Annotated in this window: 22 protein-coding genes and 2 pseudogenes; 11 read left to right on the forward strand and 13 right to left on the reverse strand. The window is 70.9% G+C overall.

The window, feature by feature from the left end; translation table 11 throughout:
* Positions 1–78 precede the first annotated feature (78 nt).
* The gene (locus GHR20_RS00085) at positions 79–1,725 is read left to right on the forward strand and encodes an amidohydrolase (RefSeq protein WP_153811716.1); all 1,647 of its coding nucleotides are present in this window, start codon (positions 79–81) and stop codon (positions 1,723–1,725) included.
* 227 nt (positions 1,726–1,952) lie between these two features.
* Here GHR20_RS00085 and GHR20_RS00090 read toward each other — a convergent pair.
* Positions 1,953–2,289 (reverse strand): annotated as a pseudogene (locus GHR20_RS00090) (allophanate hydrolase subunit 2 family protein); the annotation flags it as partial.
* Between the two features lie 169 nt (positions 2,290–2,458).
* Entirely contained in the window at positions 2,459–3,448 is a 990-nt protein-coding gene (locus GHR20_RS00095; RefSeq protein WP_153811717.1) for an alpha/beta hydrolase, read from the reverse strand.
* 143 nt (positions 3,449–3,591) lie between these two features.
* On the opposite strand from GHR20_RS00095, the gene GHR20_RS00100 reads away from it, so the two are divergent.
* The 3 genes from GHR20_RS00100 to GHR20_RS00110 all read left to right on the forward strand — a co-directional run bounded on the left by GHR20_RS00100 (position 3,592) and on the right by GHR20_RS00110 (position 5,405).
* Positions 3,592–4,194 carry an XRE family transcriptional regulator gene (locus tag GHR20_RS00100; RefSeq protein ID WP_153811718.1) on the forward strand — a complete coding sequence of 201 codons (603 nt, stop codon included), beginning with the start codon at positions 3,592–3,594 and terminating at the stop codon, positions 4,192–4,194.
* A gap of 390 nt (positions 4,195–4,584) precedes the next feature.
* Entirely contained in the window at positions 4,585–4,749 is a 165-nt protein-coding gene (locus GHR20_RS00105; protein ID WP_153811719.1) for a hypothetical protein, read from the forward strand.
* Positions 4,750–4,823: 74 nt separating this feature from the next.
* Complete coding sequence (locus tag GHR20_RS00110; RefSeq protein ID WP_243877801.1) at positions 4,824–5,405, forward strand: GNAT family N-acetyltransferase; 582 nt, start codon at positions 4,824–4,826, stop codon at positions 5,403–5,405.
* 21 nt (positions 5,406–5,426) lie between these two features.
* Here the strand turns inward: GHR20_RS00110 and GHR20_RS00115 are convergent, their stop codons facing one another.
* Together GHR20_RS00115 and GHR20_RS00120 are read right to left on the reverse strand one after the other, a co-directional pair.
* Positions 5,427–6,647 carry an ATP-grasp domain-containing protein gene (locus GHR20_RS00115; RefSeq protein ID WP_153811720.1) on the reverse strand — a complete coding sequence of 407 codons (1,221 nt, stop codon included), beginning with the start codon at positions 6,645–6,647 and terminating at the stop codon, positions 5,427–5,429.
* A gap of 64 nt (positions 6,648–6,711) precedes the next feature.
* A complete protein-coding gene (locus GHR20_RS00120) occupies positions 6,712–8,028 on the reverse strand; it encodes an MFS transporter (protein WP_194858750.1) in 1,317 nt (438 codons plus the stop codon).
* A 67-nt stretch (positions 8,029–8,095) separates the two neighbouring features.
* On the opposite strand from GHR20_RS00120, the gene GHR20_RS00125 reads away from it, so the two are divergent.
* Positions 8,096–9,040 carry a phytanoyl-CoA dioxygenase family protein gene (locus tag GHR20_RS00125; RefSeq protein WP_243877802.1) on the forward strand — a complete coding sequence of 315 codons (945 nt, stop codon included), beginning with the start codon at positions 8,096–8,098 and terminating at the stop codon, positions 9,038–9,040.
* Between the two features lie 101 nt (positions 9,041–9,141).
* Here GHR20_RS00125 and GHR20_RS00130 read toward each other — a convergent pair whose 3' ends face one another.
* From GHR20_RS00130 to GHR20_RS00160, 8 genes are read right to left on the reverse strand one after another with little or no spacing between them, the layout of a single operon-like run.
* Positions 9,142–10,260, reverse strand: coding sequence for a hypothetical protein (locus tag GHR20_RS00130; RefSeq protein WP_153811722.1), 1,119 nt, complete (start codon positions 10,258–10,260; stop codon positions 9,142–9,144).
* Between the two features lie 49 nt (positions 10,261–10,309).
* Complete coding sequence (locus tag GHR20_RS00135) at positions 10,310–11,479, reverse strand: GNAT family N-acetyltransferase (RefSeq protein ID WP_194858751.1); 1,170 nt, start codon at positions 11,477–11,479, stop codon at positions 10,310–10,312.
* A 50-nt stretch (positions 11,480–11,529) separates the two neighbouring features.
* Positions 11,530–12,081 carry a hypothetical protein gene (locus GHR20_RS36610; protein WP_111587186.1) on the reverse strand — a complete coding sequence of 184 codons (552 nt, stop codon included), beginning with the start codon at positions 12,079–12,081 and terminating at the stop codon, positions 11,530–11,532.
* On the reverse strand, positions 12,078–12,890 hold the full coding sequence (locus GHR20_RS00140; RefSeq protein ID WP_194858752.1) for an HAD hydrolase family protein: 813 nt from the start codon (positions 12,888–12,890) through the stop codon (positions 12,078–12,080). The genes GHR20_RS36610 and GHR20_RS00140 overlap by 4 nt, the downstream gene beginning before the upstream one ends.
* Positions 12,887–13,582 carry a hypothetical protein gene (locus GHR20_RS00145; protein WP_153811725.1) on the reverse strand — a complete coding sequence of 232 codons (696 nt, stop codon included), beginning with the start codon at positions 13,580–13,582 and terminating at the stop codon, positions 12,887–12,889. Before GHR20_RS00145 ends, GHR20_RS00140 begins: the two co-directional genes overlap by 4 nt.
* Positions 13,583–13,605: 23 nt before the next feature.
* Complete coding sequence (locus GHR20_RS00150; RefSeq protein WP_153811726.1) at positions 13,606–14,472, reverse strand: radical SAM protein; 867 nt, start codon at positions 14,470–14,472, stop codon at positions 13,606–13,608.
* Positions 14,448–15,470, reverse strand: coding sequence for a hypothetical protein (locus GHR20_RS00155; RefSeq protein ID WP_153811727.1), 1,023 nt, complete (start codon positions 15,468–15,470; stop codon positions 14,448–14,450). The genes GHR20_RS00150 and GHR20_RS00155 overlap by 25 nt, the downstream gene beginning before the upstream one ends.
* Before the next feature lie 23 nt (positions 15,471–15,493).
* Positions 15,494–16,486, reverse strand: coding sequence for a thymidylate synthase (locus GHR20_RS00160; RefSeq protein ID WP_111587183.1), 993 nt, complete (start codon positions 16,484–16,486; stop codon positions 15,494–15,496).
* 361 nt (positions 16,487–16,847) lie between these two features.
* On the opposite strand from GHR20_RS00160, the gene GHR20_RS36615 reads away from it, so the two are divergent.
* The 6 genes from GHR20_RS36615 (at position 16,848) to GHR20_RS00185 (ending at position 22,001) form a co-directional block, all read left to right on the forward strand.
* Positions 16,848–17,588, forward strand: coding sequence for a hypothetical protein (locus tag GHR20_RS36615; RefSeq protein WP_194858753.1), 741 nt, complete (start codon positions 16,848–16,850; stop codon positions 17,586–17,588).
* Positions 17,589–17,593: 5 nt separating this feature from the next.
* A complete protein-coding gene (locus GHR20_RS36620) occupies positions 17,594–18,370 on the forward strand; it encodes an energy-coupling factor transporter transmembrane component T (protein ID WP_194858754.1) in 777 nt (258 codons plus the stop codon).
* Positions 18,367–19,281, forward strand: a complete 915-nt coding sequence (locus GHR20_RS00170) for an ABC transporter ATP-binding protein (protein WP_153811728.1) — start codon at positions 18,367–18,369, stop codon at positions 19,279–19,281. The genes GHR20_RS36620 and GHR20_RS00170 overlap by 4 nt, the downstream gene beginning before the upstream one ends.
* Complete coding sequence (locus GHR20_RS00175) at positions 19,278–20,108, forward strand: ABC transporter ATP-binding protein (protein WP_153811729.1); 831 nt, start codon at positions 19,278–19,280, stop codon at positions 20,106–20,108. The genes GHR20_RS00170 and GHR20_RS00175 overlap by 4 nt, the downstream gene beginning before the upstream one ends.
* Before the next feature lie 306 nt (positions 20,109–20,414).
* Positions 20,415–20,825: a hypothetical protein gene (locus GHR20_RS37035; protein ID WP_208446822.1), complete on the forward strand. Its 411-nt coding sequence runs from the start codon at positions 20,415–20,417 to the stop codon at positions 20,823–20,825.
* Positions 20,826–21,110: 285 nt separating this feature from the next.
* Entirely contained in the window at positions 21,111–22,001 is an 891-nt protein-coding gene (locus tag GHR20_RS00185) for an NAD(P)-dependent oxidoreductase (protein ID WP_153811730.1), read from the forward strand.
* 189 nt (positions 22,002–22,190) lie between these two features.
* Here GHR20_RS00185 and GHR20_RS00190 read toward each other — a convergent pair.
* Positions 22,191–23,020, reverse strand: a pseudogene (locus tag GHR20_RS00190) (IS5 family transposase).
* Positions 23,021–23,277: the final 257 nt, after the last annotated feature.

The following is a 23,277-nucleotide window of genomic DNA, read 5'->3' on the forward strand; positions in this document are numbered from 1 at the left end:
GCCCGTAGAACCCGTAGCAGCCGGGACACCGACTGCGTCCGTAAGAGCCTTACCGACCCGACACTTGGAGCTGTCCTCATGTCCGACACCACTACCGCTGACCTGGTCTTCACCGGCGGTCCGGTCCACACCGGCTCGCCGGCCCGGTCCCGGGCGACCACCGTGGCTGTGCGCGGAGAGCGGGTCGTCGCCGTCGGGCACGACGAGGTGCACGAGCTGATCGGTCCGCGCACCGAGATCGTGGACCTGGCCGGCCGGCTGCTGGTGCCGGGCTTCCAGGACGCGCACGCGCACCCCGTCGGCGGCGGCCTGGAAATGGGCCAGTGCGACCTGAGCGGGGCGGTGACCCGGGCCGAGTACCGGGAGCGGATCGCCGCGTACGCCCGGAGGCACGCCGACGCCGAGTGGATCACCGGTGGCGGCTGGGCGATGGAGGCGTTCCCCGGCGGCCTGCCGACGGCGGCCGAGATGGACGACCTCGTGTCCGACCGGCCGGTCTATCTGGTCAACCGCGACCACCACGGCGCCTGGGTCAACTCCCGCGCCCTGGAGCGGGCGGGACTCGACGCCCGTACCCTCGACCCGCCCGACGGGCGGATCGAGCGGCACCCGGACGGCACGCCGACGGGCATGCTCCAGGAGGGAGCCGCCAACCTGGTGGGCCGTCTGGTCCCCCGGGTCACCCGCGAGGAGCGGGTGGCCGGGCTGCTGCGCGCCCAGCAACTGCTGCACTCGCTCGGCATCACCGCCTGGCAGGACGCCCTCCTCGGCGAACACGCCAACCTCACCGATCCCACCGACGCGTACCTGGCCTGCGCGGAGGACGGATCCCTCACCGCGCGGGTCGTCGGCGCGCTGTGGTGGGACCGCGCGCACGGCACCGAGCAGATCGAGGAGTTGCTGGCCCGGCGCGCGGCGGGCACCCGGGGCCGGCTCCGCTCGACGACTGTGAAGATCATGCAGGACGGGGTCGCCGAGAACGGCACGGCGGCGCTGCTCGGCCCGTACCTGGACGGCTGCGGGTGCGTGTCCGACAACAGCGGGATCAGCTTCGTGCCGCCGGAGGACCTGAAGACCTACGTCACCGAGCTGGACGCCCATGGTTTCCAGGTGCACTTCCACGCGCTGGGCGACCGCGCGGTGCGGGAGGCGCTGGACGCGGTGGAGGCGGCCCGGCGGGCCAACGGCCGTACGGACACCCGGCCGCACCTGGCCCATCTCCAAGTGGTACACCCGGACGACATCGGCCGGTTCCGTGAGCTGGGCGCGACGGCCAACCTCCAGCCGCTGTGGGCGGCGCACGAGCCGCAGATGGACGAGTTGACCATCCCGTTCCTGGGCGCGGAGCGGGCGTCGTGGCAGTACCCGTTCGGGGCGCTTCTGCGGTCGGGGGCGACGCTCGCGGCGGGCAGCGACTGGCCGGTGAGCAGCCCCGATCCGCTCCAGGGCATCCACGTGGCGGTGAACCGGGTGGTACCGGAAGCGCCCGCGGACACGCCGGTCTTCCTGCCCGGGGAGCGCATCGGGCTGCACGACGCGCTGACCGCGTACACGGCCGGCAGCGCCTACGTGAACCACCTCGACCACGAGACGGGCACGGTCGCCGAGGGGTACCTGGCGGACCTGGTCGTACTCGACCGTGATCCGTTCGCCGGGCCGCCCGAGGAAATCGGTGCGACGCGGGTGGAGCAGACCTTCGTGGGCGGGCGCCAGGTGTTCGGCTGAGTCAGGCGTCCGTGGTGCGACGGAAGCCGCAGTCTTCGGCTGCGGTCGACGCACTACCGTGGTCCGGGGCCTCCGCCCGACGACGCAGGTTCCGGACCACGGCACGGGCTCGCGGCAGCCGAGGGCTTCGCCTGCGAACGCGCGGTGACGCGGCAGTGGTACGGCATTCCGTCACACAGTCCGACGTGCCCGCGCCGGGTGTCCACGCCGGGCCGGGGCGCGGTCCGTCACCCCGGCGTGAACCGCACCGGTGTCCCGGCATGGGCCTGGGCGGCCGCTGCCAGGCCGAGTTCCGTGACGACCCCGATCACCGGATACCCGCCGGTCGTCGGATGGTCGTTCGGGGAAGACGACCGGGCGCCCGTCCGGGGGGGACCTGCACCGACCCGAGCACCATGCCCTCGGTGGGCAGTTCACCGGGCCTCGCCCGCGCCGGCGGGGCCCCTCGGTGCGCGGGCCGACGCGGTTGCTGTGCGGGGAGACGCGGTACGTCGCCGAGAAGAGGGCGCACAGCGCGCCCGCGGCGAACCAGTCGGCGCGAGGCCCGGGGCGCGGGGGCACGATAGCCGTCACGTAGGCACGCTTGTTGTCACTGGTGTGGTGGAGTACGTGTGGTGCGACTGTTCGGCGTCACCGAGCAGACCGCCATACGCGCCCTCGGCGCGGTCACCCGGAAGGCACCCCCTCTCCCGGAAGGCACCCCCTCTCAAGGTGCCCGGACGGCCCGCCTGGTTCAGTCCTGGAGGGTGGCGAGCCAGTCGGTCAGCAGGCTGTTGACCTCGTGGGGGCGTTCCTGCTGGATCCAGTGGCCGCAGCCGTCCAGGAGGGAGGAGGCGGACAGGGCGGGGAGGGTGGTGGGGTAGGCGTCGATGGCGTCGGCCATCCAGGTGGTGGACGCGTCCAGCGCGCCGCCGGCGAACAGGGACGGCTGTTTGATGGGGGCTCCGCGGTGAGGGGCGAGGTCTTCCCAGTCGCGGTCCATGTTGCGGTAGCGGTTGAGGGCGCCGGTCAGGCCGGTGCGCTCGAACTCCCCGGCGTAGACGTCGAGGTCGGTCTCGCTCAGCCAGGCCGGGAGAATCCCTGCGGGGAAGCGGTCGCGCAGTCGGCCGTCGCCGCGGGTGACGAAGTGCGGGTCGGGCTCGCTCCCGGCCGGCATGGTGTCGGCGGACATGGCTGCGTAGAAGCCCGCGAGCCAGCCCCGGACGTCGGGCTCGATCTCCGCCTCGGCGCGGCCGGGCTCCTGGAAGTAGGAGACGTAGAACTCCTGCTCGGAGCCGCCGATCCGGCCGAAGACGTCGGTGGGGCGGGGACCGCCGGGCGGCGCGTAGGGGACGCTCAGCAGGCCGACGGCGCGGAAGACCTCGGGGTGCAGCAGGGCGGAGGTGGCGGCGATGTTGGAGCCCCAGTCGTGGCCGACGATCACCGCGCTCTCCTCGCCGAGGGCGCGCACGACGGCGATGTTGTCCTCCACCAGGTCGAGTATCCGGTAGGACTCCGTCGCCTCCGGCTTGGAGGAGCGGCCGTAGCCGCGTACGTCGATCGCCGCCGCCCGGTAGCCGGCCGCGGCGAGGGCCGGGAGCTGATGGCGCCAGGAGTACCAGGACTCGGGGAAGCCGTGCACGAGCAGGACCAGCGGGCCGGTGCCCTGCTCGACCAGGTGGAGGCGTCCGGCCGGGGCCTCGACGGTGCGGTGACGGAACGCGGTGGCCGGCTCGGGCTGCATGGGCTTCTCCTCGGTTCGCGGTGGGCGCGGCTGTCCTCGATCATGCGACGCGGCACCCGCCCGAGGCGATCAGCCTTGCCATTCTGGCAAACTCGCAGCACAGAGCGATGGAGCGGCACTATCGACAAGAAGGAGCGGGAAAGGTGGCAGTCGACGACGTGGACGGCACGCTGGCCGCGATGGGGTCCCGGCTGCGGGCCGCGCGCGAGCACTATGGCGCGACGCTCGCCGGTGTCAGCTGCGCGACCGGCCTCTCGACCAGCACGCTGTCCCGGATCGAGACCGGCCGGCGCAAGCCCACCCTGGAGGTGCTGCTGCACCTGTCGAAGGAATACGGCGTCTCCCTGGACGAGCTGGCCGGTACCGCGCCCGGCGCCGGGGCCGAGCCGCGTGCTGCGGCGCCGCTGAGCTTCGGCGACGACAAGGCGGTGCTGCCGCTGACCCGGTACGTCGGCGGCCTGCACGCCCACAAGCACGTCCTGCCCGCCCTCGATAAGCCGCCCGCGCGGCCCCGCCAGGTCTCCCACGACGGCCACGAGTGGCTGTGCGTCCTGTACGGGCGGCTCTGGCTCGCCCTCGGCGTCGAGGACCTCGTCCTGGCCCCCGGCGACGTCGCCGAGTTCGACACCCGCACCCCGCATGGGGTGGCGAACGCCGGCCCCGGCGGCCCGGTCGAGTACCTGATCATGTTCGGACCCCAGGGCGAGCGCCTACGGCCGCGCGTCTGGTCGTCGAGGAACCGGTGACAGCCGGTGGCTTGGTTCACGAGTCGTGGTTCTGGTCCAAGTTCTGAGGTGTGCGTACTGCCTCCACCCGGTGGACGATGACCCGTGCGGAGACGCCGGCCGCCAACGTGGAACCGCTGCGCGCGGTCCTCGCCCTCGCCGGCCGGGACACCCATCCGGTGCGAGGAGGTGGTGCGCGAGGAGCACCCCGGCCCCCTGACGATCGTCCGCCCCCCGCCCGCACCGAGATCGTGGCCGCCGGCTCCGCGAGCCTGCGCCTCGCCACGCTCATCGACGTGACCTGCACGGCACTGAACACCTTCCGCGCCACGCACGGCGCCCCGCCGGTGGCGCCCCCTCGCCGACCGCTACCTCTCCCCCTTCCAGAGCGAGGCGGTCAAACTCCTGGCCATGTTCCAGAGCTACACCAGCATGACCACCCCCTTCACCCCGACGCACCCCGTACGGGACCCGGCCCAGGCGATGACGACGGCCGTCCACCACTGGGCCGCGCGCAAACCCCGGTTGGCACTGGCTCAGCCGCGGCCGAGGACGCCGCTGACGAAAGGCGCGTGAGCGGGTCGGCTCCGGGTTCGGCCCCGGTTCGTCGCCGCCACGCGAGAGCGGTCCCGCCGTGGTTTCATTCTGGGGTGGAACAACCGGTACGGCCCCTGACGGAAGAGGCTTCCGGCTGCGGTGTACGGCAGCGCGAGGACGCGGATCTCGACGCCTGCGTGGAGCTGCTGGCCGAGGTGCACCAGCGGGACGGCTACCCGGAGAACTGGCCCGAGCGTCCCGGTGACTGGCTGGCCCGGCCCGCCCTGTTCGCCGCCTGGGTGGCCGAGCTGGAGGGTCGGATCGTCGGTCATGTCGGCCTGTCCGAGGGCGGGGTGGAGGACCGGGCGCCGGGCCTGTGGAGCCGCCGGGCCGGGACGCCCGTCGAGGCGACCGCCGTGATCAGCCGGCTGTTCGTGGCCCCTACGCTGCGCGGCCGGGGGGTCGGCGCCCTGCTGATGGAGCGGGCCGCGGGCGAGGCCCGGCGGCGACGGCGCCATCCGGTGCTGGACGTGCTGACGTCCGACACCTCGGCCGTGGCCCTGTACGAACGGCTGGGGTGGACCTTGCTGGACACCGTCGACCAGCGCTGGGGCCCCACCGAGACGGTGACGGTGCACTGCTATGCCGCGCCCGTCGCCCCCAGCGGGGAGCGGCGGGCCCCGTCCGGGCCATGAGCCTGATGCCGCCGTCGCGGGTCACTCGAAGGTGAAGGTGAAGACCGAGCGGACCTGTTCGGCGATCTCATGGAGATCGGCGACGCCGTCCGCGATGATCATGGCCTCGGCGAAGAAGTTCTCCCGCTCCATCGTCACCACCCGGAAGTTGTCGAACAGATAGCCGTCCACCACTCCGGGAATCCGCTTGAGCTCCTCGACGGGGGTGGCACTCACCAGGGTGCCGACCCGGTCGGCCTCGAAGGGGAGCATGGCCAGCAGCTCGGCGCCGCCGCGCGTCGCCCCCGCCAGGGCGTCGTCCAGCCGCTCGCCGAGCGCCATGCGGACCGACATGTCGATGGGGTCGACCCCGCAGGTCCGCTGGGTGGCCGCCCGGTACATCCGGCCACCGGGACGCGGGTTGATCTCGACCAGCTCACAGCTGCCGTCCGCGCGCGCCCGCCCTTCGACATGGAACCAGCTGCCCTCCAGGCCGAGAGAGGCGCAGAGGGTCCCGATCCGCTCCGAGAGATCGCGCACGGCCTGCCGGACGTGCGCGGAGGGCGGGGGCGAGATGAGGAGTCCCGCGTCGTGGTGCCGCTGGTTGTCGTGCTCGGTCTTCTCGACCTCGAAGAGCGGGTGGAACAGGCCCTCCAGCACCGGACCGTCGACCGAGAACTCGACGCCGTCGATGTACTCCTCCACGATGGCGTCCGTGTCCGGGCCCATGATGTCGGCCAGGTCCTTGAGGCGGGAGCGGAGTTCCACGGCGTTCTCGGCGCGGCGGACGAGCCGTGAACCACCCGAGTCCTGATCGGGCTTGACGATGACGGGGTACGCGGTGACCGCCTCGACATCCAGGGCGGCGACGGTTCCCGCGACGAACGGGAGCGAGGACAGGCCCCGGTCCGTCATGGCCGCCCGCACCCGCGCCTTGCTCAGCAGGACCTCCCGGCCGCGCTCCCCGCCCGGCAGCCCGTAGTGCCGCGCCGTGCGCACCTGCCAGGAGATCAGCGAGTCGACGAAGTTGACGACGGCGGTCGGCTCCACGCCCGCCGCGTCGACCGCCGCCACCAGCTCCGCCAGGCTCGCCTGCTCCCAGTCGACGACGATGTGGGCCGCGCAGTGATCGCGGTTGACGTCCTCCGGCTCGTCGGAGACCAGGACGGGGCGGCGTCCTATGTCCGAGAGCATGCGCGAGACGAGGCGTACGCCGCCCTCGAAGCGCTTGGAGTAGATCAGGACATCTCGCTCAACAGCCACGTCGTTTCTCTCTCTGGGTCCGGGCAAAGGGGCGGGAGGTGATGCGGGGCGGGCAGGCGGCCGGTCAGGAGGTGGAGGGCCGCTCACCGGCGGTGTCCGCGGTCCGCGGCCCCTCACCCAGCACACGGGCCTGTTCGAGGGTGGTGGCGGAACGCAGCGGCGAGAACATCAGCCAGAAGGAGACGCACAGGTACGAGGCCCCGACGATCCAGATGGCCCGGCCGGGCCCCAGCGCGTCGGCCAGCGCCCCACCGGCGAAGGCACCGAGCGGCAGCGTCCCGAGGGCCACCAGCCGGTAGCTCGCCGTGACCGCGCCCAACTGGTCCTCCGGCGGGATGGTCTGGCGCAGGCTCACCGCGAAGACGTTGAAGAGCGCCACCCCGAAGCCGTTCACGACGAAGGCGAGGGCGAAGAGGGTCACCAGGACGACGGTACCGAGGTCGAAGACCGCGACGGCGGGGACGAGGAGCAGGCCCACGGCGGCCAGGACCACGCCCCAGGTGAGCGCCCTGCCCACGGTGAACCGGGCGCCGATGCGAGCGGCCACCAGCGAGCCGACCAGCGCGCCGACGCTGCCGATGCCGATGGCCACGCCGATGGTGGTGCCGTCGAGGCCCAGCTCGCGGACGGCGAAGATCAGGAAGACGGTCAGGAAGCACTGCTCGTGCAGGTTGGACAGGCCCGCCTGGGTGCACAGGTCGCGCAGGGGCCGCAGGGACCAGGTGTACCGCAGCCCCGATCCGATCGAGCGCAGTGCCGACTGCCGCGGCACCCCGGGGGCCTTGACGCCGCGGAGGAGTGATCCGCTGAAGGCCGCGCCCGCGAAGAGCGCGGCGGTGACGGCGCAGGTGGGCGAGAGCCCCGTCCTTCCCACCAGGAAGCCCGCCGCCGAGGGGCCGGCGAGCTGACTGATGGAGTAGGTGGCCTGGTGCAGTCCGTTGGCCGAGGAGATGGCGTCCATCGGGACGATCTTGGGGAGGATGGACTGGTAGGCCACCTCGTAGAAGACGGTGGCCGTGCCGATGACCGCGGCGGCCGCCACGACCTGGGTGGCCGTCAGCCCCCCGGCGGCCTGGGCGAGGCCGAGGAGCCCCAGCGCGGCGCCCCGGACCAGGCTGGTGAGCACCAGCGTACGGCGGGGCGGGTAGCGGTCGACCACCATCCCGGCGACCAGCGACAGCAGGACGACCGGGACGAACTGCACGGCGGAGATGAGGCCCACCTCGGTACCGCTAGCGTGCAGGGCGGTCACCGCGACCAGCGGGAGCAGGAAGTTGGTCAGCTGGGCCCCGAAGTGGGCGGCGGACTCCCCTGTCCATACGTTTCGGAAATCCCTGTTCTTCTTGAGGAGAACTCGGATTTCGTCGTCTAGGATCGCCATCTCGTCCTTCGATCGCACCAATTTGAAAATGAACCTAGCACACGCCTCACCCATACGCTAGAGTGCGTTGCGGACCGACGGTTCGACAGACGTCCAGAGAGACGAGGATACGGTGTCGGAATATTCGGTATTGACAGAGGAAGAATTAAAGCTGCTGCCGTCGGACGAGGATGTCCTGCGCTACGAGAAAACCGGCTGGTATCTTTCGCAGAAGCTGCTCAGCGACGCGGAGACCGAAGCTCTGACCGAGGCCAGCGAGCGCTTCTACGCAGGTCAAAGGGGTCGCGAGCTACCTGTTCGACCGGACCGGCTGGCCGACTGGTCCGCCGCCGACGGCGAGATCCAGCGCAACAGCGACTACATTCATTACCGGGACGAGACCATCGCCGGAATTCTCCGTAAACCCCTCGTAGCGGCCGTGGCCGCGCGATTGGCGAGAACTCCGGAGATACGCACCTTCCAGGCGACTCTCATTTACAAGCCGGCGGCCCCGGAAGAAACGTCGAACATTGTCTCCTGGCATTTCGACAAATACTTCTGGCCCACCTGCTCCTCCGACAACATGCTGACCGCCTTCATCCCTTTCCATGACTGCACGGAAGAGGCGGGCACCATCACGATGGTGCCGGGAAGCCATCGGTGGGAACGGCGTCACGGCGCCGAGCGACCGGCCGGCGATCCCGCCGACGTGGCCCGCGACTACCTGCTGGAGGGGGACGCGGAGCGCAACGGCGCCACCGTCGAACGGGTGCCCGTGCACATACCGCGGGGTCATATGACCTTCCACCACTGCCTCCTGTACCACGGCAGCGGGCCCAACCGCAGTCCGCGCCCCCGCCGCGCGATCTCGTTCCACCTCCAGGACGGGTCCAACGCCTACCGGCACTACCGGGACTCCGACGGCCGCCAGCAGCCGTACAAGCACGACGTCCTGGTACGGCGGACCCCGTCCGGCGAACCGGACTACGCGGACCCGGAGTTCTGCCCCACCCTCTGGCCCGCCGGGGGATGAGGGCTCCGGCCCCGGGACCCGCGCGGGTCCCGGGGGCCGAGGCTCGCCCGGGGTGCCGTACCGGTCGGCAGCGCGTCACCCCGGGAAGTCCGTCGTACGGGTCACAGCGGGGTGATCCGGCCGAGCTCCCACTCCTCCTCGTCCATTCCGCCGCCGGCCTCGGCCCGCAGCGAGTCGGCGAGGGCCTGGTCGGCGGCGGTGTCGCGGGTCAGTCCCGCGCCCCGGACCAGCGGCAGCGGCAGCACCGCCGCCCAGACCGGATGGAGCCGCGCCCCGCGCCTGACCTTGGCCTCCACCGCCGACAGGCCCAGATGCAGGGTGTCGAGTCGGCGCCGCTCCATGTGCCGCAGCGGGCCGTAGTACACGGCGTTGAAGTACTCGTAGGCGCCCCGGGTCCGGGTGTAGTCGAACCCGGCCACCCGGGCGTAGAGCATCTCCCGCCAGGCGAAGGCGACATGCCCGCCGACCAGACCGCCCTCCTCGTCGACGACACGGAAGACCGTGCTGAGGCCGTCGAGGTGCTCGGCCTGGACCTTGAGGAACGCCCGGATCTCCGCCAGGTCCAGGGACGCGTCGTACCGGTCCATGGTCTGGCCGATCAGCGGCGCCAGTTCGTCCACGCACTCCGACAGGGGTGCCGTCGCAAGCGAGAGCCCGGCCTGTTCGAACTTGCGCACCTCGTAGTCACGTTTGCGGACGTTGTGTCCGAGCAGTCGGCGGTACGACTCGAAGGTGCCCTCCTCGTTGTGGATCACGGCCTCGGCGCTGCGCAGCTGTGCCCGGACCGGGAACAGAGCGGCGAGCGACCGCAGGCTGTCGGTGGTGAGGAAGTCGAAGAGGAGGGCGTCGCGGCCGAGCCGGGCGGCGTGCTCCGCCAGGCCCTCGACCAACTCGGCCAGGGCGACCCGCCGTTCCGCCTCCGCTCCGGCGAGCAGGAATTCGTTGTGGTAGCCGGTGCGGGTGCCGACGCGCAGGACCGCACGGTCGGCGGCGACCGGCGGAAGGGGCGGGGCGTTCCTCGCGGGGAAGTCGTAGGACGGCGTGGCGGCGAGCAGCCTGCCGTCCGAGGACACCACGGTGTAGGTGGCCGCGGCGAAGTCGGGGCGCTCCTGCCCGGCGAGCCAGCCGTGGCTCTGGTAGAAGCAGGAGGCGGGCACCAGGGAGTCCCAGGTGTCGCGTGCGATCTCGCCGATCGATGTCAGATGCCTGGTCTCGGTCATGGCCGGGGCCTCCTCGCGCATCGTCCGGTCCGCGGCGCGGTACGCGTTTTCACAGCTGCCAGTCCTTCGTGTCGACGCCGCCCACCACGTGCCGCGCGTACGCGGCCCCGAACGCCTCGGTCTCCTCGCGGTTGCGTTCCCGCACGGCGTCCGGGTCGGCCCCGAGGGGCCGGTCCACGCCCACGAGCACCGTGTACAGGGGCACCGGCTGGGCACCCCGGCTCAGCTTGGCCTCGAAGGTGCCGAGTCCGAGGTGGATGGCCCGGGTGGACCGGCCCGTCCCCTGCGCGATGGGGTGGTAGACGACCAGGTTGAAGTAGTCCGCCTTGTTCTCGTAGCCGTAGTCGAAACCGGCCACCCGGGCGTACAGCATGTCCTGGTGGCGGTAGCGCAGGGCGAAGCCGACGGGGTTCTCGCCCTCCTCGGCCAGCAGCAGGGTGCTGCGCTCCCCCAGGTGCCGTCCCTGCCTGCCGTAGACCTCCGCCGCCTTGGCGACCCCGTAGTCATGGCCGTGCTTGCGCATCAGCGCGCTGTTGAGGGGGGCGATGCGCTCCACGACCTCGGGCAGCGCCACCTCGCGCACGGTGCGCCCACTCTCGCGGAAGGTGCGCACCTCACGGCGGGCACGGGGGCGCCGTTTCGCGGGGAGCCACGCGTAGTAGTCCTCCAGGTCGTCCCAGAGGCCGACCGGGAGCACCGTCTCCACGTCGTGGAAGAGGACGACGGCATCCTCGTGGGCTCGGGCGAGATCGAGCGCGTCCTCGCGGGGAAGGTAGTAGTAGGCGAGGACGGACGCCTCCGCCTTCTCGGCGAAGGCCAGGGCCTCGGCCGTCAGGGCCTCGACGGCCGCCGCCCGCCGCTCGGGCCCGGCGTCCGGGTGGTGGACGACCTGGCCCCGGAACTCGGACCAGCCCGCCCCGATCGCCAGGGGCCGCGAGGCGACCGCCGCGTGGCGCTCCTCGTCGACGAGTCCGGCGAGCAGATCGGCCGGCGTGTAGAGCGCGTGCGGGGGCCGGGCGAACGCGTAGACCTCGAGCCCTGCCGCCATGGCGCCCTGGGCGTCATGGGCCGTGACGCGCCGGGCCCGTGCCCCGGACGGAAGCTCTTCCTCACGTACGCCCTGGAAGCCCGCGGTCGAGTAGATGGTGGACCCGGACGTGAGAGAGTCCCAGTCGGCGCCGGGCAGCGCGCCGACTGTGTCGTAGGTGCGGACATCCATGGGTAACTCCCGACATTGACAAAAGGGTTGGTGCATCGGCCTGGAGAGGATCACCGGGGGATCCGGCCGACGAGGTCGCGTACGTCGCCGCCGCGGAACCGGACGAGGCGCACGCCGGATCTCGCCAGGCGTGCGAACAGCTCCTGGTTGGCGCGCTGTTGGTCCGCCCGCACCTTGAGGGCGTACCAGAGGATCGAGCGGGGGCCGACGACGGTCCACAGGGTTTCCCGGGTACCGCCCCAGAGCCTCTCCCGGCGTATCCAGCGGCGCAGGGTGCGGCGCAGCAGCCTGGGCCAGGCCAGGCGCAGCGGCGGGTCGACCCAGACCACGCAGTCGGCGGTGTGCGCGTAGGCCGCGACGGCGGCGGGGAACTGGCCGTCCACCACCCAGCGTTCGCCCTCGAGTGCCTTGCCGACCTCGGCGAGGAACTCCTCCTCCGGCACCGGTGTCCACTCGGGTCCCCAGAACAGGGCGTCCAGGCAGACCGGGGGCGCCTCGGACCCCGTCAGCAGTCCGGCGAGGGTCGACTTGCCGCAGCCCGGGCCGCCGACTATCCATATCTTCCCCGCCGGTGGGCCGCCGGAAGGGTTCTCTTCACTCACAGCAGGTTCCTCTCCACCCACATGGCCACCCCGTCCTCGTCGTGGGAGGCCGTCAGTTCCGTCGCCGAAGACCGTACGTCAGAAACGGCGTTGGCCATGGCCACCCCCCTGGCGGCCGCGCGCAGCAGGCTCAGGTCGTTGGGCGCGTCGCCGAAGGCGACGACGGCGCTCCAGTCGAGACCCCGGGTGCCGAGGAGCCATGAGACGGCCGACCGTTTGTCGGCCCCCGGCGCCGAGACCTCGACCAGTCCGGCGTCCGAGGAGGTCCAGCCGAGACCGGCGGGTGCGAGGAGGGCGGGCGGGGGCGGGTCGGCGCGCAGGGCCATGAGGCAGAGGACGTCCTCGTCGTCCGGCACCTGGCCGACCCGGGGCGCGTCGGCTCCCCCGCTGCTGAGGACGTCCGGCCAGTCGGGTCCGAGCAGCCGCCCGGAGGGGCGGTCCAGAGCCCAGGGCACCGGGCCGAGGAGGGTGAGCGCCTCGCGCACCCGGGCCGGTGCCATGGCGCGGACCCGCCGCGGCCGGGGGTCGTCCAGATCGCCGGTGACGGCGCCGTTCGAGGAGACGAGGGACGCGCCCAGGCCGCGCAGCGGCAGCAGCACCTGCCGGGCGGACCAGGCGGGCCGGGCGGTGGCGAGGACCAGATGCACGCCGGCCGCCACGGCCGCGGTGAGGGCCTGGGCGGTGCGCTCGCCGACCTCGTGGTCCGCGTTCAGGAGGGTGCCGTCCAGGTCCGAGACGACGACCGCCGGGCGGGCGCCCCCGGGAAGCTGGGGGCGCCCGCCGGTCCGTGCGAGGTCCGTGGAGGTCACGGGGCCGGTTCGGGGGTGGTGGGCAGCGGCATGCGGTGCACGATGGCGGCGGCGTATCGGTGGTAGTGCCATTCTTCGTAGCCGAGGTGGCTCTCGCCGCGGATGCCGAGGTCGGCGTTCTCGAAGAGCTGCCAGCCGGGACGGTCGACGATGGTGTCCATCCCCTCCCTGGGCGGGTAGTAACCGCACCGGCGCTCCTCGTCGTTGAGCCCGATCAGGTACTCGCCGAAGAAGATGCCGCCCGGGGCGACCATGTCCATCGCGTGGTGGATGAGCGCTTCCAGGGTGTGCGCCCGGTTGGGGGGCATCGACCACAGGCCGCTGCCCATCACCAGCTGGAAGTCGCCCGAGGCCGGGAGGGTCATGTAGTCCTGCTCAACGATGACGCAGTCGTCGGTGAGGCCCTCGGAGGCAAGCCGCTGCCGGAGGCCGACGACCTCGTGGTGGCCGTCGACCAGGTCGAACTCGCCCCCGTTCAGGAAGAGCGCGTCGGTCTCGACACCGACGACCTCCCAGCCGGCGCGGAGCAGGGGAAGGGCGAACTTGCCGTCCGAGGCGCCGAGCACGCAGGCCCTCGGGCGGACCCGGCGGGCGTACTCGCCCAGCGGGATGTAGCGGGCGAGCGCGGGGAAGTACGAGTAGTACGGCCCCCAGTAGCTCTTCTCGTCGACGTCCAGCACATGGTCTTTCAAGGGAATCCTTCCGCTGGTGGGCGTCATGCGCCTACGGGGGTCGCCGACTCGGCGGCGCTGTTGCGGGTGCTGCCCCAGCGCTTGGCCGAGACCTCGTGGATGAACCAGATGTCGTCCTCGTCCAGGAGCCGGGAGACCACTTCGGGGTACGCCTCTTCGAAGTACGTGTAGGGCGGCCGGTTGTCCTTGCGCGAGTGGTAGTCGAGCCGGTCCTGCCCGTGTGCCGCGGTGATGGCGGTGCCGGGGTGGTAGGTGAGGATGTTGGGGCTGGCCATGACGAGCAGTCCGTCGTCGATGAGCCGGCCTATCTCCTCGATCGTCTCCTCGATGGAGTCGCGGTTCTCGCCGTCGAGTCCGAACAGGACGGAGCTGCCGACGCGGATCCCGTGGTCCCTGATGGTGCTCAGGGCTTCCCGTACCTTGCTCACCCATGCCTCGGGGTTGCGGCGCAGCAGGTTCTTGCCGACGTTGCGCATGACCTGCTGGGCCATGCTCTCGATGCCGATGTAGACGTAGGTGCAGCCGTTCTCCCGCATGAGGTCGAGGGCCTCGTGGACCTCCTGCGCCTTGGCACGGTTGAGGACGACGTCCACGGTGAGCTGTGCGCCCCACTCGAACGACCGTGACTGCGGATTGCGGGCGCGCAGGCGTGCCAGGTCGTGGCAGAAGTCGGTGATGGCCTTCCAGTTGCCGCCCCAGAAGACGGGGTCGTCGAAGAAGGCGGCTTCCGTTCCCCAGTCGACCAGTTGCTCGATGCGCTGGGCGACGTGCTCGGTCTCGGACACCGCGAAGCGTGTGGGTCGCTTGGAGACCTGGATGCTCTCGGAGCAGAAGGTGCACTTGAAGGGGCAGGCGTCCAGTGTCATCACATGGGCGGTCCGGCTGCCCACGGGGAGCTGCCCGCGCGGGTGAAGATCCCGAACCGGGCTCGCACGGAGAATGCCTGGTACGGCGAGGGGAGTTGCGACGCGTCGATGCGCTCACCCCGCACGGGGACGAGCACGGCCTCGTCCGCCGTGAGGCCGACGATGTTGCCGGCCCCCTTGATCGTCCCGTCGTGGGCGGCGACGAGATCGAGGGCGTCGAGGACCTCCTCGACGGAGGTGGTGCCTGATTCGGGGGTCATGACCAGTGCGACCGCGCGTAACAGCAGGTCGAGGAGGGGGGATCCGTCCCCCGCGACCACGAAGTCGACCACGGGCCGGGCGCGGCCGTCGCGGATGACTTCCACGGTGCTGCTCCAGGACAGGTCGGCCGTGCCGGTGGCGTCCTGGTAGCGGACGGTCTCGTCGGCGTGTCTGCCGCCGACGATCACCAGGCAGCCGGGGGCGTGCTCCTTGGCCAGTTCGGCCATCTCCAGCGCATAGCGGTGGCCGGCCGACACCGAGCTGAGCAGCAGCACCCTGGGGCGCAGTGCCCGGAGTTCGGTGATGAACGCCGTGCGGGCCACGTCGTCCCAGATGCGCGGGTCGAAGACATGGCCGTCGGTGGTACGGCTGTCCGCCACGAGCACGGAGCGGGGTCCGTCCTCGGCGAGGCGGTAGGCGTCGTCCGGGTAGCGACCCCAGTCGGCGGCCACGTCGTCCAGGGACGGCTGTTCGGGGAGCCCTCGCTCCAGGCGTGCGACGGACCGCTCGACGGTGAGGGAGAGCGCCGAGTAGAGGCACATGGGGTCGCCAGGGTAGGCGACCTCGCCGCCGCGGCTGGTGGCGACGGGGACCAGGGCGGCCATGATCGGGAAGAGGTAGGGGTCCCGGACCGGGTGGGGGGTGGGGTCAGCGGCCCGCTCGAAGAGCTCGCGGCGGCGGGAGAGGCGGTCGGCCAGCTCCTGCCGGGCGGTGGAGTCGGGACATCGCAGTTCCAGGGGGGTACGAACCGTCAGTATCACGTGGGGGCCTGCGATTCCGGTGATCAGATCGAAGAGATCAGCTCGGCCACGGCGGGTTCGGCCGCGCGGCTGGTCACCAGGGAGGTGGTGTCGCCGAGCTTGCGGTAGGCGTGGGTGGCCAGACAGGCGCGGGCCACGTCCGCGTAGTCGGTGACGGCCGGCGTCGCGGCTATCTTGTCGACCGCGGCGGTGTCCTTGGCCAAGGCCGCCTGACGGAGTTGGGATTCGAGCTCGACGAGTTCCCGCGCCGCCTCGCGGGCGCCCTCCGGGGTGGTGGGGAAGGCGGGCAGGGAGGCGGGGACCGCCGGGTCGTCCGTGATCTTCCGGGCGAGCGCCGTCTCGTTCTCGTAGAAGTGGAACGTGCCGGCCTGGTGGATGTACCGGCCGGCGGGTACGCCGAGCAGACCGGCGGCGTACTGCTGCATGCCCATGAACAGGAAGGCGTCGTACGGCAGGACGGTCAGCGCCTGCTGGGCACGCATCACGGTGAGCCAGACGAGAGCCCCGTCCCGCAGGAAGAGGTGCACGCCCACGGCGCAGGGGTATTCCCGCGACTGACGGAAGTTGTCCTGCGGCTCCAGGACCAGGGCGAAGGCGCGGCGGTGGGCGGGGTCGCGCTCGATGCGGCCGACGACCTCCTCCAGCTGGTTGCCGTTGGCCGTGATGAGCCGGTGGCCGAAGGCGCCGCTGAGGGTGTGCTGGTCGTCCGAATACTCGTGGGCGCCCCGGCGGTAGTACGCGGGGGTCTCCACGTCGTTGCGCCCGTCGAGCGACCAGGCGAGGAGACCGAAGCAGTAGGAGAGGTTCACCGGCAGGTGCGGGGTGACGGCGAGACAGGACGTCGGGTCCTCGACCGTGCTGCGGTGGGCGATGACTTCGCGGTAGGGACGGTCGTTGCGGCCGAAGTCGGATGCCTTGGAGAGCGGGTCGCGGACCGAGGCGATGTCGCTTCCCTCGTCGAGGACCGCCTGGAGGCCGGACGTATAGGCATCGGCAAAAGAACGGAAAACATCCATGCCACGTTCCTTAATTCTGAGAGCTGTCCGAGAGATGGCGAAGAGTTCACCTCACGTCAACCCGGACAAACCATCGTGACCGGTTGGCCAGCTACCCGAGCGATCCCACACCAGGCACCCGATCATTGTCAACCAACCCCCTGGAGAGGGCAGTTACAGCCCCCGGTCGGCTCCCCGGTTGCCCAGGAATCGGTAAAGTCACCGAGCGTTGACACGCATTGGAGAGGCCCTGCTAGTGTGCGCGCTTGAATTTCCGGTAATTACCTGGCTGCCGGTGGAATGAGGTCAAACAATGGCTGGTTTCAATCGCTCCGCCCCGCCATGGCTGAACGAACGATGGCGCATCGGCTGGGGCACCGGCGTGGTGCTCGTGACCTACGCGGGGCTCATCGCCGTCCACCCCACCTCGAAGCACGGCGTGGGTGGCCCGATCGCGCTGCTGGCGCTGGTGGGTTACACGCTCGGCGCCCTGCTGATCGTCTCCGGCGCGGTGGCCCGGCTGCCTCCCACCACCGTGGCTCTGTTACCCGTGGCCATCACGGTGAACATCGTGATGGGCAAGATCGTCTATTTCAGCGGCCTTCCCCTGCAACTGGACTCCATCGGCACCGTGCTGGTGGGAGTGGTCGCGGGGCCTGCCGCCGGGGCCGCCACCGGGGCGCTGGCCAGTGTCATCGTGGGCATGACGATCACTCCCGGCGCCCTGCCGTACGCCGTGACGGCGGCCATGATCGGCTTCACCGCGGGCGTGCTGGCCCGCGCCGGGATGTTCCGGCGGCTGCCCACCGCGGTGCTCGCCGGTGGCTTGATCGGAGTGGTGGCGGGCGTCATCTCGGCCCCCATCACCGCCTTCGTCTTCGGCAACGCCAGCGGATCGGTGGGCCAGTCCGCGCTCATCGCGACCTTCCAGGCGTTCGGAAACGGCATGCTCAAGGCGGCCACCCTGCAAGGGCTGGTGGCCGATCCGCTCGACAAGGCGCTGACGGTGGTGCTCGCGATGGCCATTCTCAAGGGCCTGCCACCGGGATTCCTGTACCGCTTCCCGTTCGTCCGGGAGCGGCATGTCCTTGCGCCGCGTGCCGAGTTGGTGAGGGCGGCGTGAACGCCGTGCGGGACGCCGCCCGCGCGGACGGCGTTTCCGGGATTCACCGGCTCAATCCCCTGACGAAACTCGCCTTCGCCGTCACCGTGACCGTCTGCGCTTTCGCCGTGGTGGATTACCGGTGGCCCTTGCTGCTCTTCGCCGCCCTCCTCCTTCCGGTCGCGATCGGCGCGCGAGTATTACGCCGATTCCTCCTCCTGCTCGCCACGTTCTGGGTTCCGGTGGCCGTGGTCCTGTTCGTGATCCAGGGATTCTTTCTTCCCGGCGCCCACGAGGTCATCGCCCGGCTCGGCCCGCTGGAGCTGAAGAGCGAGGGCGTCTCCTTCGCCCTGCAGACGGCGCTGCACATCCTGGTGCTGATGAGCGGGTTCTTCCTTCTGCTCCTCACCACCCACGCCGGCGCGTTCATGAGCGCCCTGAGCGAACGCAACGTGTCGCCGAGCCTCATCTACATCGTGTCGGCGGCGCTTCAGATCGTGCCGGCGCTCAACCGCCGCGCCACGCGCATCCTCCATGCCCAGCAGGCACGCGGCCAGGTGATCCACGGGCTGCGCGGCCGGGCGCGGGCGCTGGTACCGCTGATGGGCCCGCTGATTCTCGGCGCCTTCACCGACGTGGGTGAACGGGCCGCCGCCATGGAGACCCGGGGCTTTGGCGCCACCCGCCGTCCCACGAGCCTCACGGAGGTCCCCGACAGCGGGGTACAGCGCTGCCTCCGCGCCGCGATGCTGCTCTGCGCCGCGCTCGCGGTCACCGTGAACGTCTGGGGAGTACTGCGTTGATCGAAGTCAAGGGTTTCTCCTTCACCTACCCCACCGGCTCCCGGCCGGCCCTCACCGATGTCGCCTTCGAGGTCGCCCCGCGCGAACTGTGCGCGGTGGTGGGCGGCGGCGGCGCGGGCAAGAGCACCCTGGCCGGAGTGGTGAGCGGCACCGTTCCCCATCTCACCGGCGGTACGGCGGAGGGAGTGGTCCGGGTCAACGGCCGGGATCTGGCCGAAACACCGCTGTCCGGACTGGTCGGCGAGGTCGGGCTGGTCATGCAGAATCCGTTCAACCAGATATCCGGCGCCCGCTTCTCCGTACGCGAGGAGATCGCCTTCGGCCTGGAGAATCTCGGCGTCCCGCGGGACGAGATGGCGGCCCGGATCGACCCCGTACTGGAGGACCTCGGACTCACCGGGGTGCGCGACCGGTCGCCGTACGAACTGTCGGGCGGCCAGCAGCAATTGCTGGCCATCGGGTCGATCCTGGTCATGCGGCCGACCGTCATGGTGCTCGACGAACCGACCTCGCAGCTCGACGCGGCCGGGAACGCGCTGGTCTTCGACGCGCTCGGCACCCTCAAGGAGCAGGGCGTGACCGTGCTGCTGATCGAACACCGCATGGAACGCCTGGCCCGCGCCGCCGACCGCGTCCTGGTCCTCGACCGGGGAGCGATCGTGGCGCAGGGCCCGCCCGGTGAGGTACTGGCGGACGAACGGCTGGAGGAATGGGGGGTCTCACCCCTGCGCTACACGGTGGCCGCGCGCCGGGCCGCGGCCCGGCGGCTCTGGCCGGACCGCGAGCCGCTTCCGGTGACCCTCGACGCCGCCGCCGAGGGATTCGGCGAGACGGCGGGCCGCCTCTACCGAGGAGACCGAGGAGACCGAGGAGACCGAGGAGACCGAGGAGACCGAGGAGACCGGCGATGATCATACGGATCGATTCCCTGACGTTCCGCTACCCCAACGGCACCACGGCCCTGGACGGGGTGTCCTTCGGTGTCGGGGCCGGTGAACGGGTGGCGATCGTCGGCGCCAACGGCGCGGGCAAGAGCACCCTCGCACGGCACCTCGTCGGCATAGAGCGTCCGGCTTCCGGAACCATCGAGATCGACGGCCGGCCGACCGACGGGCTCGGCATCGCCGAACTCGCCCGCACCGTGGGATTCGTCTTCCAGAACCCGGACGACCAATTGCACGCGGCGAGCGTCGTCAAGGAGGTGGGGTTCGGGCCGCGCAACCTCCGCTTCCCGGCCGCGCGCCGCGCGGAGCTGGTCGAGTCGGCCCTGCGGCGGACGGGCCTCACGGCGGCCCGCGACACCCACCCCCATCACTTGTCGCTCGGCGAACGCAAGCGGGTCGCCCTCGCCTCGGTCCTGGCCATGGACACCCCGGTCGTCGTCCTCGACGAGCCGACGACCGGTCAGGACCACGCCTCGATCGTCCTGCTGGGGAACCTGGTCGACAGCCTGGCCGCCGACGGCCGGACCGTCCTCGCCATCACCCATGACATGGACTTCTGCGTGGAGCACTTCGACCGCGTGATCGTCCTGGCGAACGGCCGGGTCGCCTGGGACGGCCCGGTCGTCGACTGGCCGGCGCATGTCGCCGACACGGCGGACGAGAGCCTGGAACTGCCCCAGATGACACGGCTCGGCCGCCGACTGGGCTGGGCGGGACCGGTGACGACCGTGGCGGGCTTCCTGGAGCGCCTGCCCGCCGAGGCCGGCCCCGCGCCGGTTCCGCCGGGCGGGTGACCACCGTCCGCGCGGCGACGCGGGCGCACCCGGGCGGTCGCCCGCTTCCGTTCCGTACGCTCAGAACCGTGTCCCCCCGCCGTGGCCGGTGAGGTCTGCGGCCGGTCTCGGCGTTCAGCGCGATTACCGTACCGGCGCGCGTGCCGAGGTGGACGACCCCGTCGGCGTAGACGGGGCGGGTGCCGCGGCGGTCGAGACGCCGCCGCCACCGGACCTTGCCGTCGCTGAGGCCGATCCTGAACAGGCCGCGCCCGTACTTGGTCCCGACGATCCAGCGTTGGAGACCACCACCGAGGCGAGGAACCGGTGTTCGCCGGTACGGGCGGCGACATCGTGGGCCAGCGCGGCGAGCATGGCGGTCTCCGGGCTGACCCGATGCCGCCGGGCGACGCGGTCGAGATCGTCGTACGCCGCCACCGAGCGGTACTGGAGGCGGTGGCGCCCCTCGCCGTCGTCCCTCCCGCCGAACGGGGCCGGCGCGCAGGCCGGGTTGTCCGCGAGACGCGTGAGCCACTCACGCTCCGCCGCGCGGGCGCGTTCCGGGTCCTGGTCGCCGGCCGCGTCGAGGGGGTGATCGGCAAAGGACCCCTACGGGAGCATCTGGAACAGCGGGCCATCGAACTCGGGCTCCGGGGCCGAGTCCATTTCGATCCGTTCCTGCCCCGCACCGAACTGTGGCGCGCGGCTCTGCCCGTACGCCCGCGCGATGCCTGGTGAACATATTCCTCCCCTGCGGTCTTTCGCGGGCTTCTCCCGGACATCGCGCAGCTTCCGTCCACCAGCACCGCCATCACCGGCGCCGCCAATACCACCACTCCGTGGCGGAATGCCCGGCTCGAGTCTCGGGTAACGCCGACCCGACCAGATCGAACAGCCAGGGTTACTCACAGGCGTGTCCGAGCCGCTGGGGCGTCGGCCGCGCAGTGAAAGACGCGGTACCAACGTCGGAGAGGTCGTCGCTTCCATGACACCCCATCACATCGTTCGGCGTAACATCCTGACATGCGCATATTGATCACAGGGGCCACCGGTTACATCGGGTATGCCACTGCAACTGCTCTGGCCGCCGAGGGGCACCAGGTCGCTGCCCTGACTCGAGACCCGGATTCGCGCAGGGCGAAGATGCTGGCGAATTCGGATGTCCGGCCGATACGAGGTGCTCTTGCCGATCGCGCGACGTTGAACGAGATCCTTGGCGACGCGGAGGCGGTAGTTCACACGGCGTACGACCCGGACGACCACATGGGCGGCGACCGCGCCCTGTTCGGTGCTCTCGCCGACGCAGGAGGCCGACGGCACCTGGTGTATACCAGCGGCTGCTCGATCTACGGGGAGCACACAAACGCGACGTTGACGTCACAAACTCCCGTCGACGCCGGTAACGTCCGCGCGCGGCTGGAAGCCGAACTACAAGACACAGGACTGCCGTACACCGTTCTGCGGCCAGGGATGGTGCATGGCGGCGACGCACGCAGTTCGATTGTCGGAGATTGGTTCCGGGAAGCCCGGTCCACCGGGCCAGTGCATCGGGGACGGCTCGACAAGGTGTGGTCCTGGATACACGTCGATGACCTCGCCCAGGCATTCGTGGCAGTCCTGCGCTCGCCAGGTGCACACGAAGGGCGCACCTGTCTGCTGGCGGACTCCCAGCCCACGGCCGTGTACTCGGTCGTGGAAGCCGCCGCTCGTGTCGCCGGGAGCACCGACGCCGTCGCCTGCCGTTCGATCAAGGACGAGAAGCCCCTGTACAGGGTGTTCGACCGGTCCGAGATCATCGACACCTCCGCTGCCACGGTTCCTCTGGACTGGAAGCCGCAGAAGAGCGATGTCATCGCATCGCTCTCCGCCTCGTACGCGGCGTGGTCGGCCGCCCAGGACCCCAGCGGCGAGTGAGTATCGAGTCGGTGCGCGTCCGGGTGGGTGTCGGGCTGGGAGAACGTCCCACCCCGTCAGGGCTTCCCGCTGACCATGATGATCGGAAGGACCCCGGCCTGCTGAACTTCGACGCCTTCGTTTTCACCACCAGAGGTCTGGAGGCTTTCGGACTCGTCCTCATCGAGGCCTAGGTTCTGTCGTCAAATGTCACGCCCACATCAGGAGTGATGCGAGGGTGACGGCCGCTTGATAGGACTGGGCGGTCTTGTCGTAGCGGGTGGCGATGCCTCGCCACTGCTTGAGGCGGTTGAAGCAGCGTTCCACGACGTTGCGGTGCTTGTAGGTCTCGCGGTCGAAGGTCGGCGGGCGGCCTCCGCGGCTGCCGCGCCGGGCCCGGTTGCCGACCTGGTCGGCCCGCTCGGGGATCGTGTGCGGGATGCCGTGGCGGCGGAGCCAGCTGCGGATGGCTCTTGAGCTGTAGCCCTTGTCGCCCAGGACGTGATCAGGCCGGACGCGGGGTCGCCCCGGTCCCGGGCGGGGCACCCGGATCGCTTCCATCACGGTGATGAACCGGGTGCAGTCGTTGGTGTTGCCGCCCGTGAGGACGAAGGCGAGCGGGCGGCCTCTGCCGTCGCAGGCCAGGTGGATCTTGCTGGTCAGGCCGCCTCTGGACCGGCCGAGGGCTGGGTCGCGGAGCCCCCTTTTCGGGCTCCGGCCGCATGCTGATGAGCGCGGACGACCGTGGAATCGACCGACACCAGCCACTCGACGTCTCCCGCCGCGTCCGCCTTCGCCTGTGCGGCCTGCAGCATCCGGTCGAACGTCCCGTCCGCCGCCCACCTGCGAAACCGTGTGTGCAGCGTGGCCCACGGACCATAGCGCTCGGGCACATCCCGCCAGGCGACACCGGTGCGGAACTTCCACACGATCCCGTTCAGGACCCTGCGGTCGTCCAGCCGCTTCCGCCCCCGCAACGACTCGGGCAGCAACGGCCGGACGAACTCCCACTCGGCATCAGACAGTTCATGGCGACGTATCACCACACCATGATCCCTCAGCAGTGATCATTTGAAGACACTGCCGAGCGGAGGCGCTCGGTGCGGGGCCTGCCCGATCAATCAGGGCCGGCTGGTCGTACGGCCGCCGCCCCCTCCAGTTCGGATAAGCCTCACAGCCTCAACGCCCGCACCGACTGCCGCTCCACCGCCTCCGCGATCGACGGGTCCACCCAGCTTGGAGGCACGACGGCCTGGTTCATGACCGACGTCCGTCGGTACCCGGGCGGGGCGGCCTC

Source organism: Streptomyces sp. SUK 48, from assembly GCF_009650765.1.
In the GTDB taxonomy this organism is placed as follows: Bacteria; Actinomycetota; Actinomycetes; order Streptomycetales; family Streptomycetaceae; genus Streptomyces.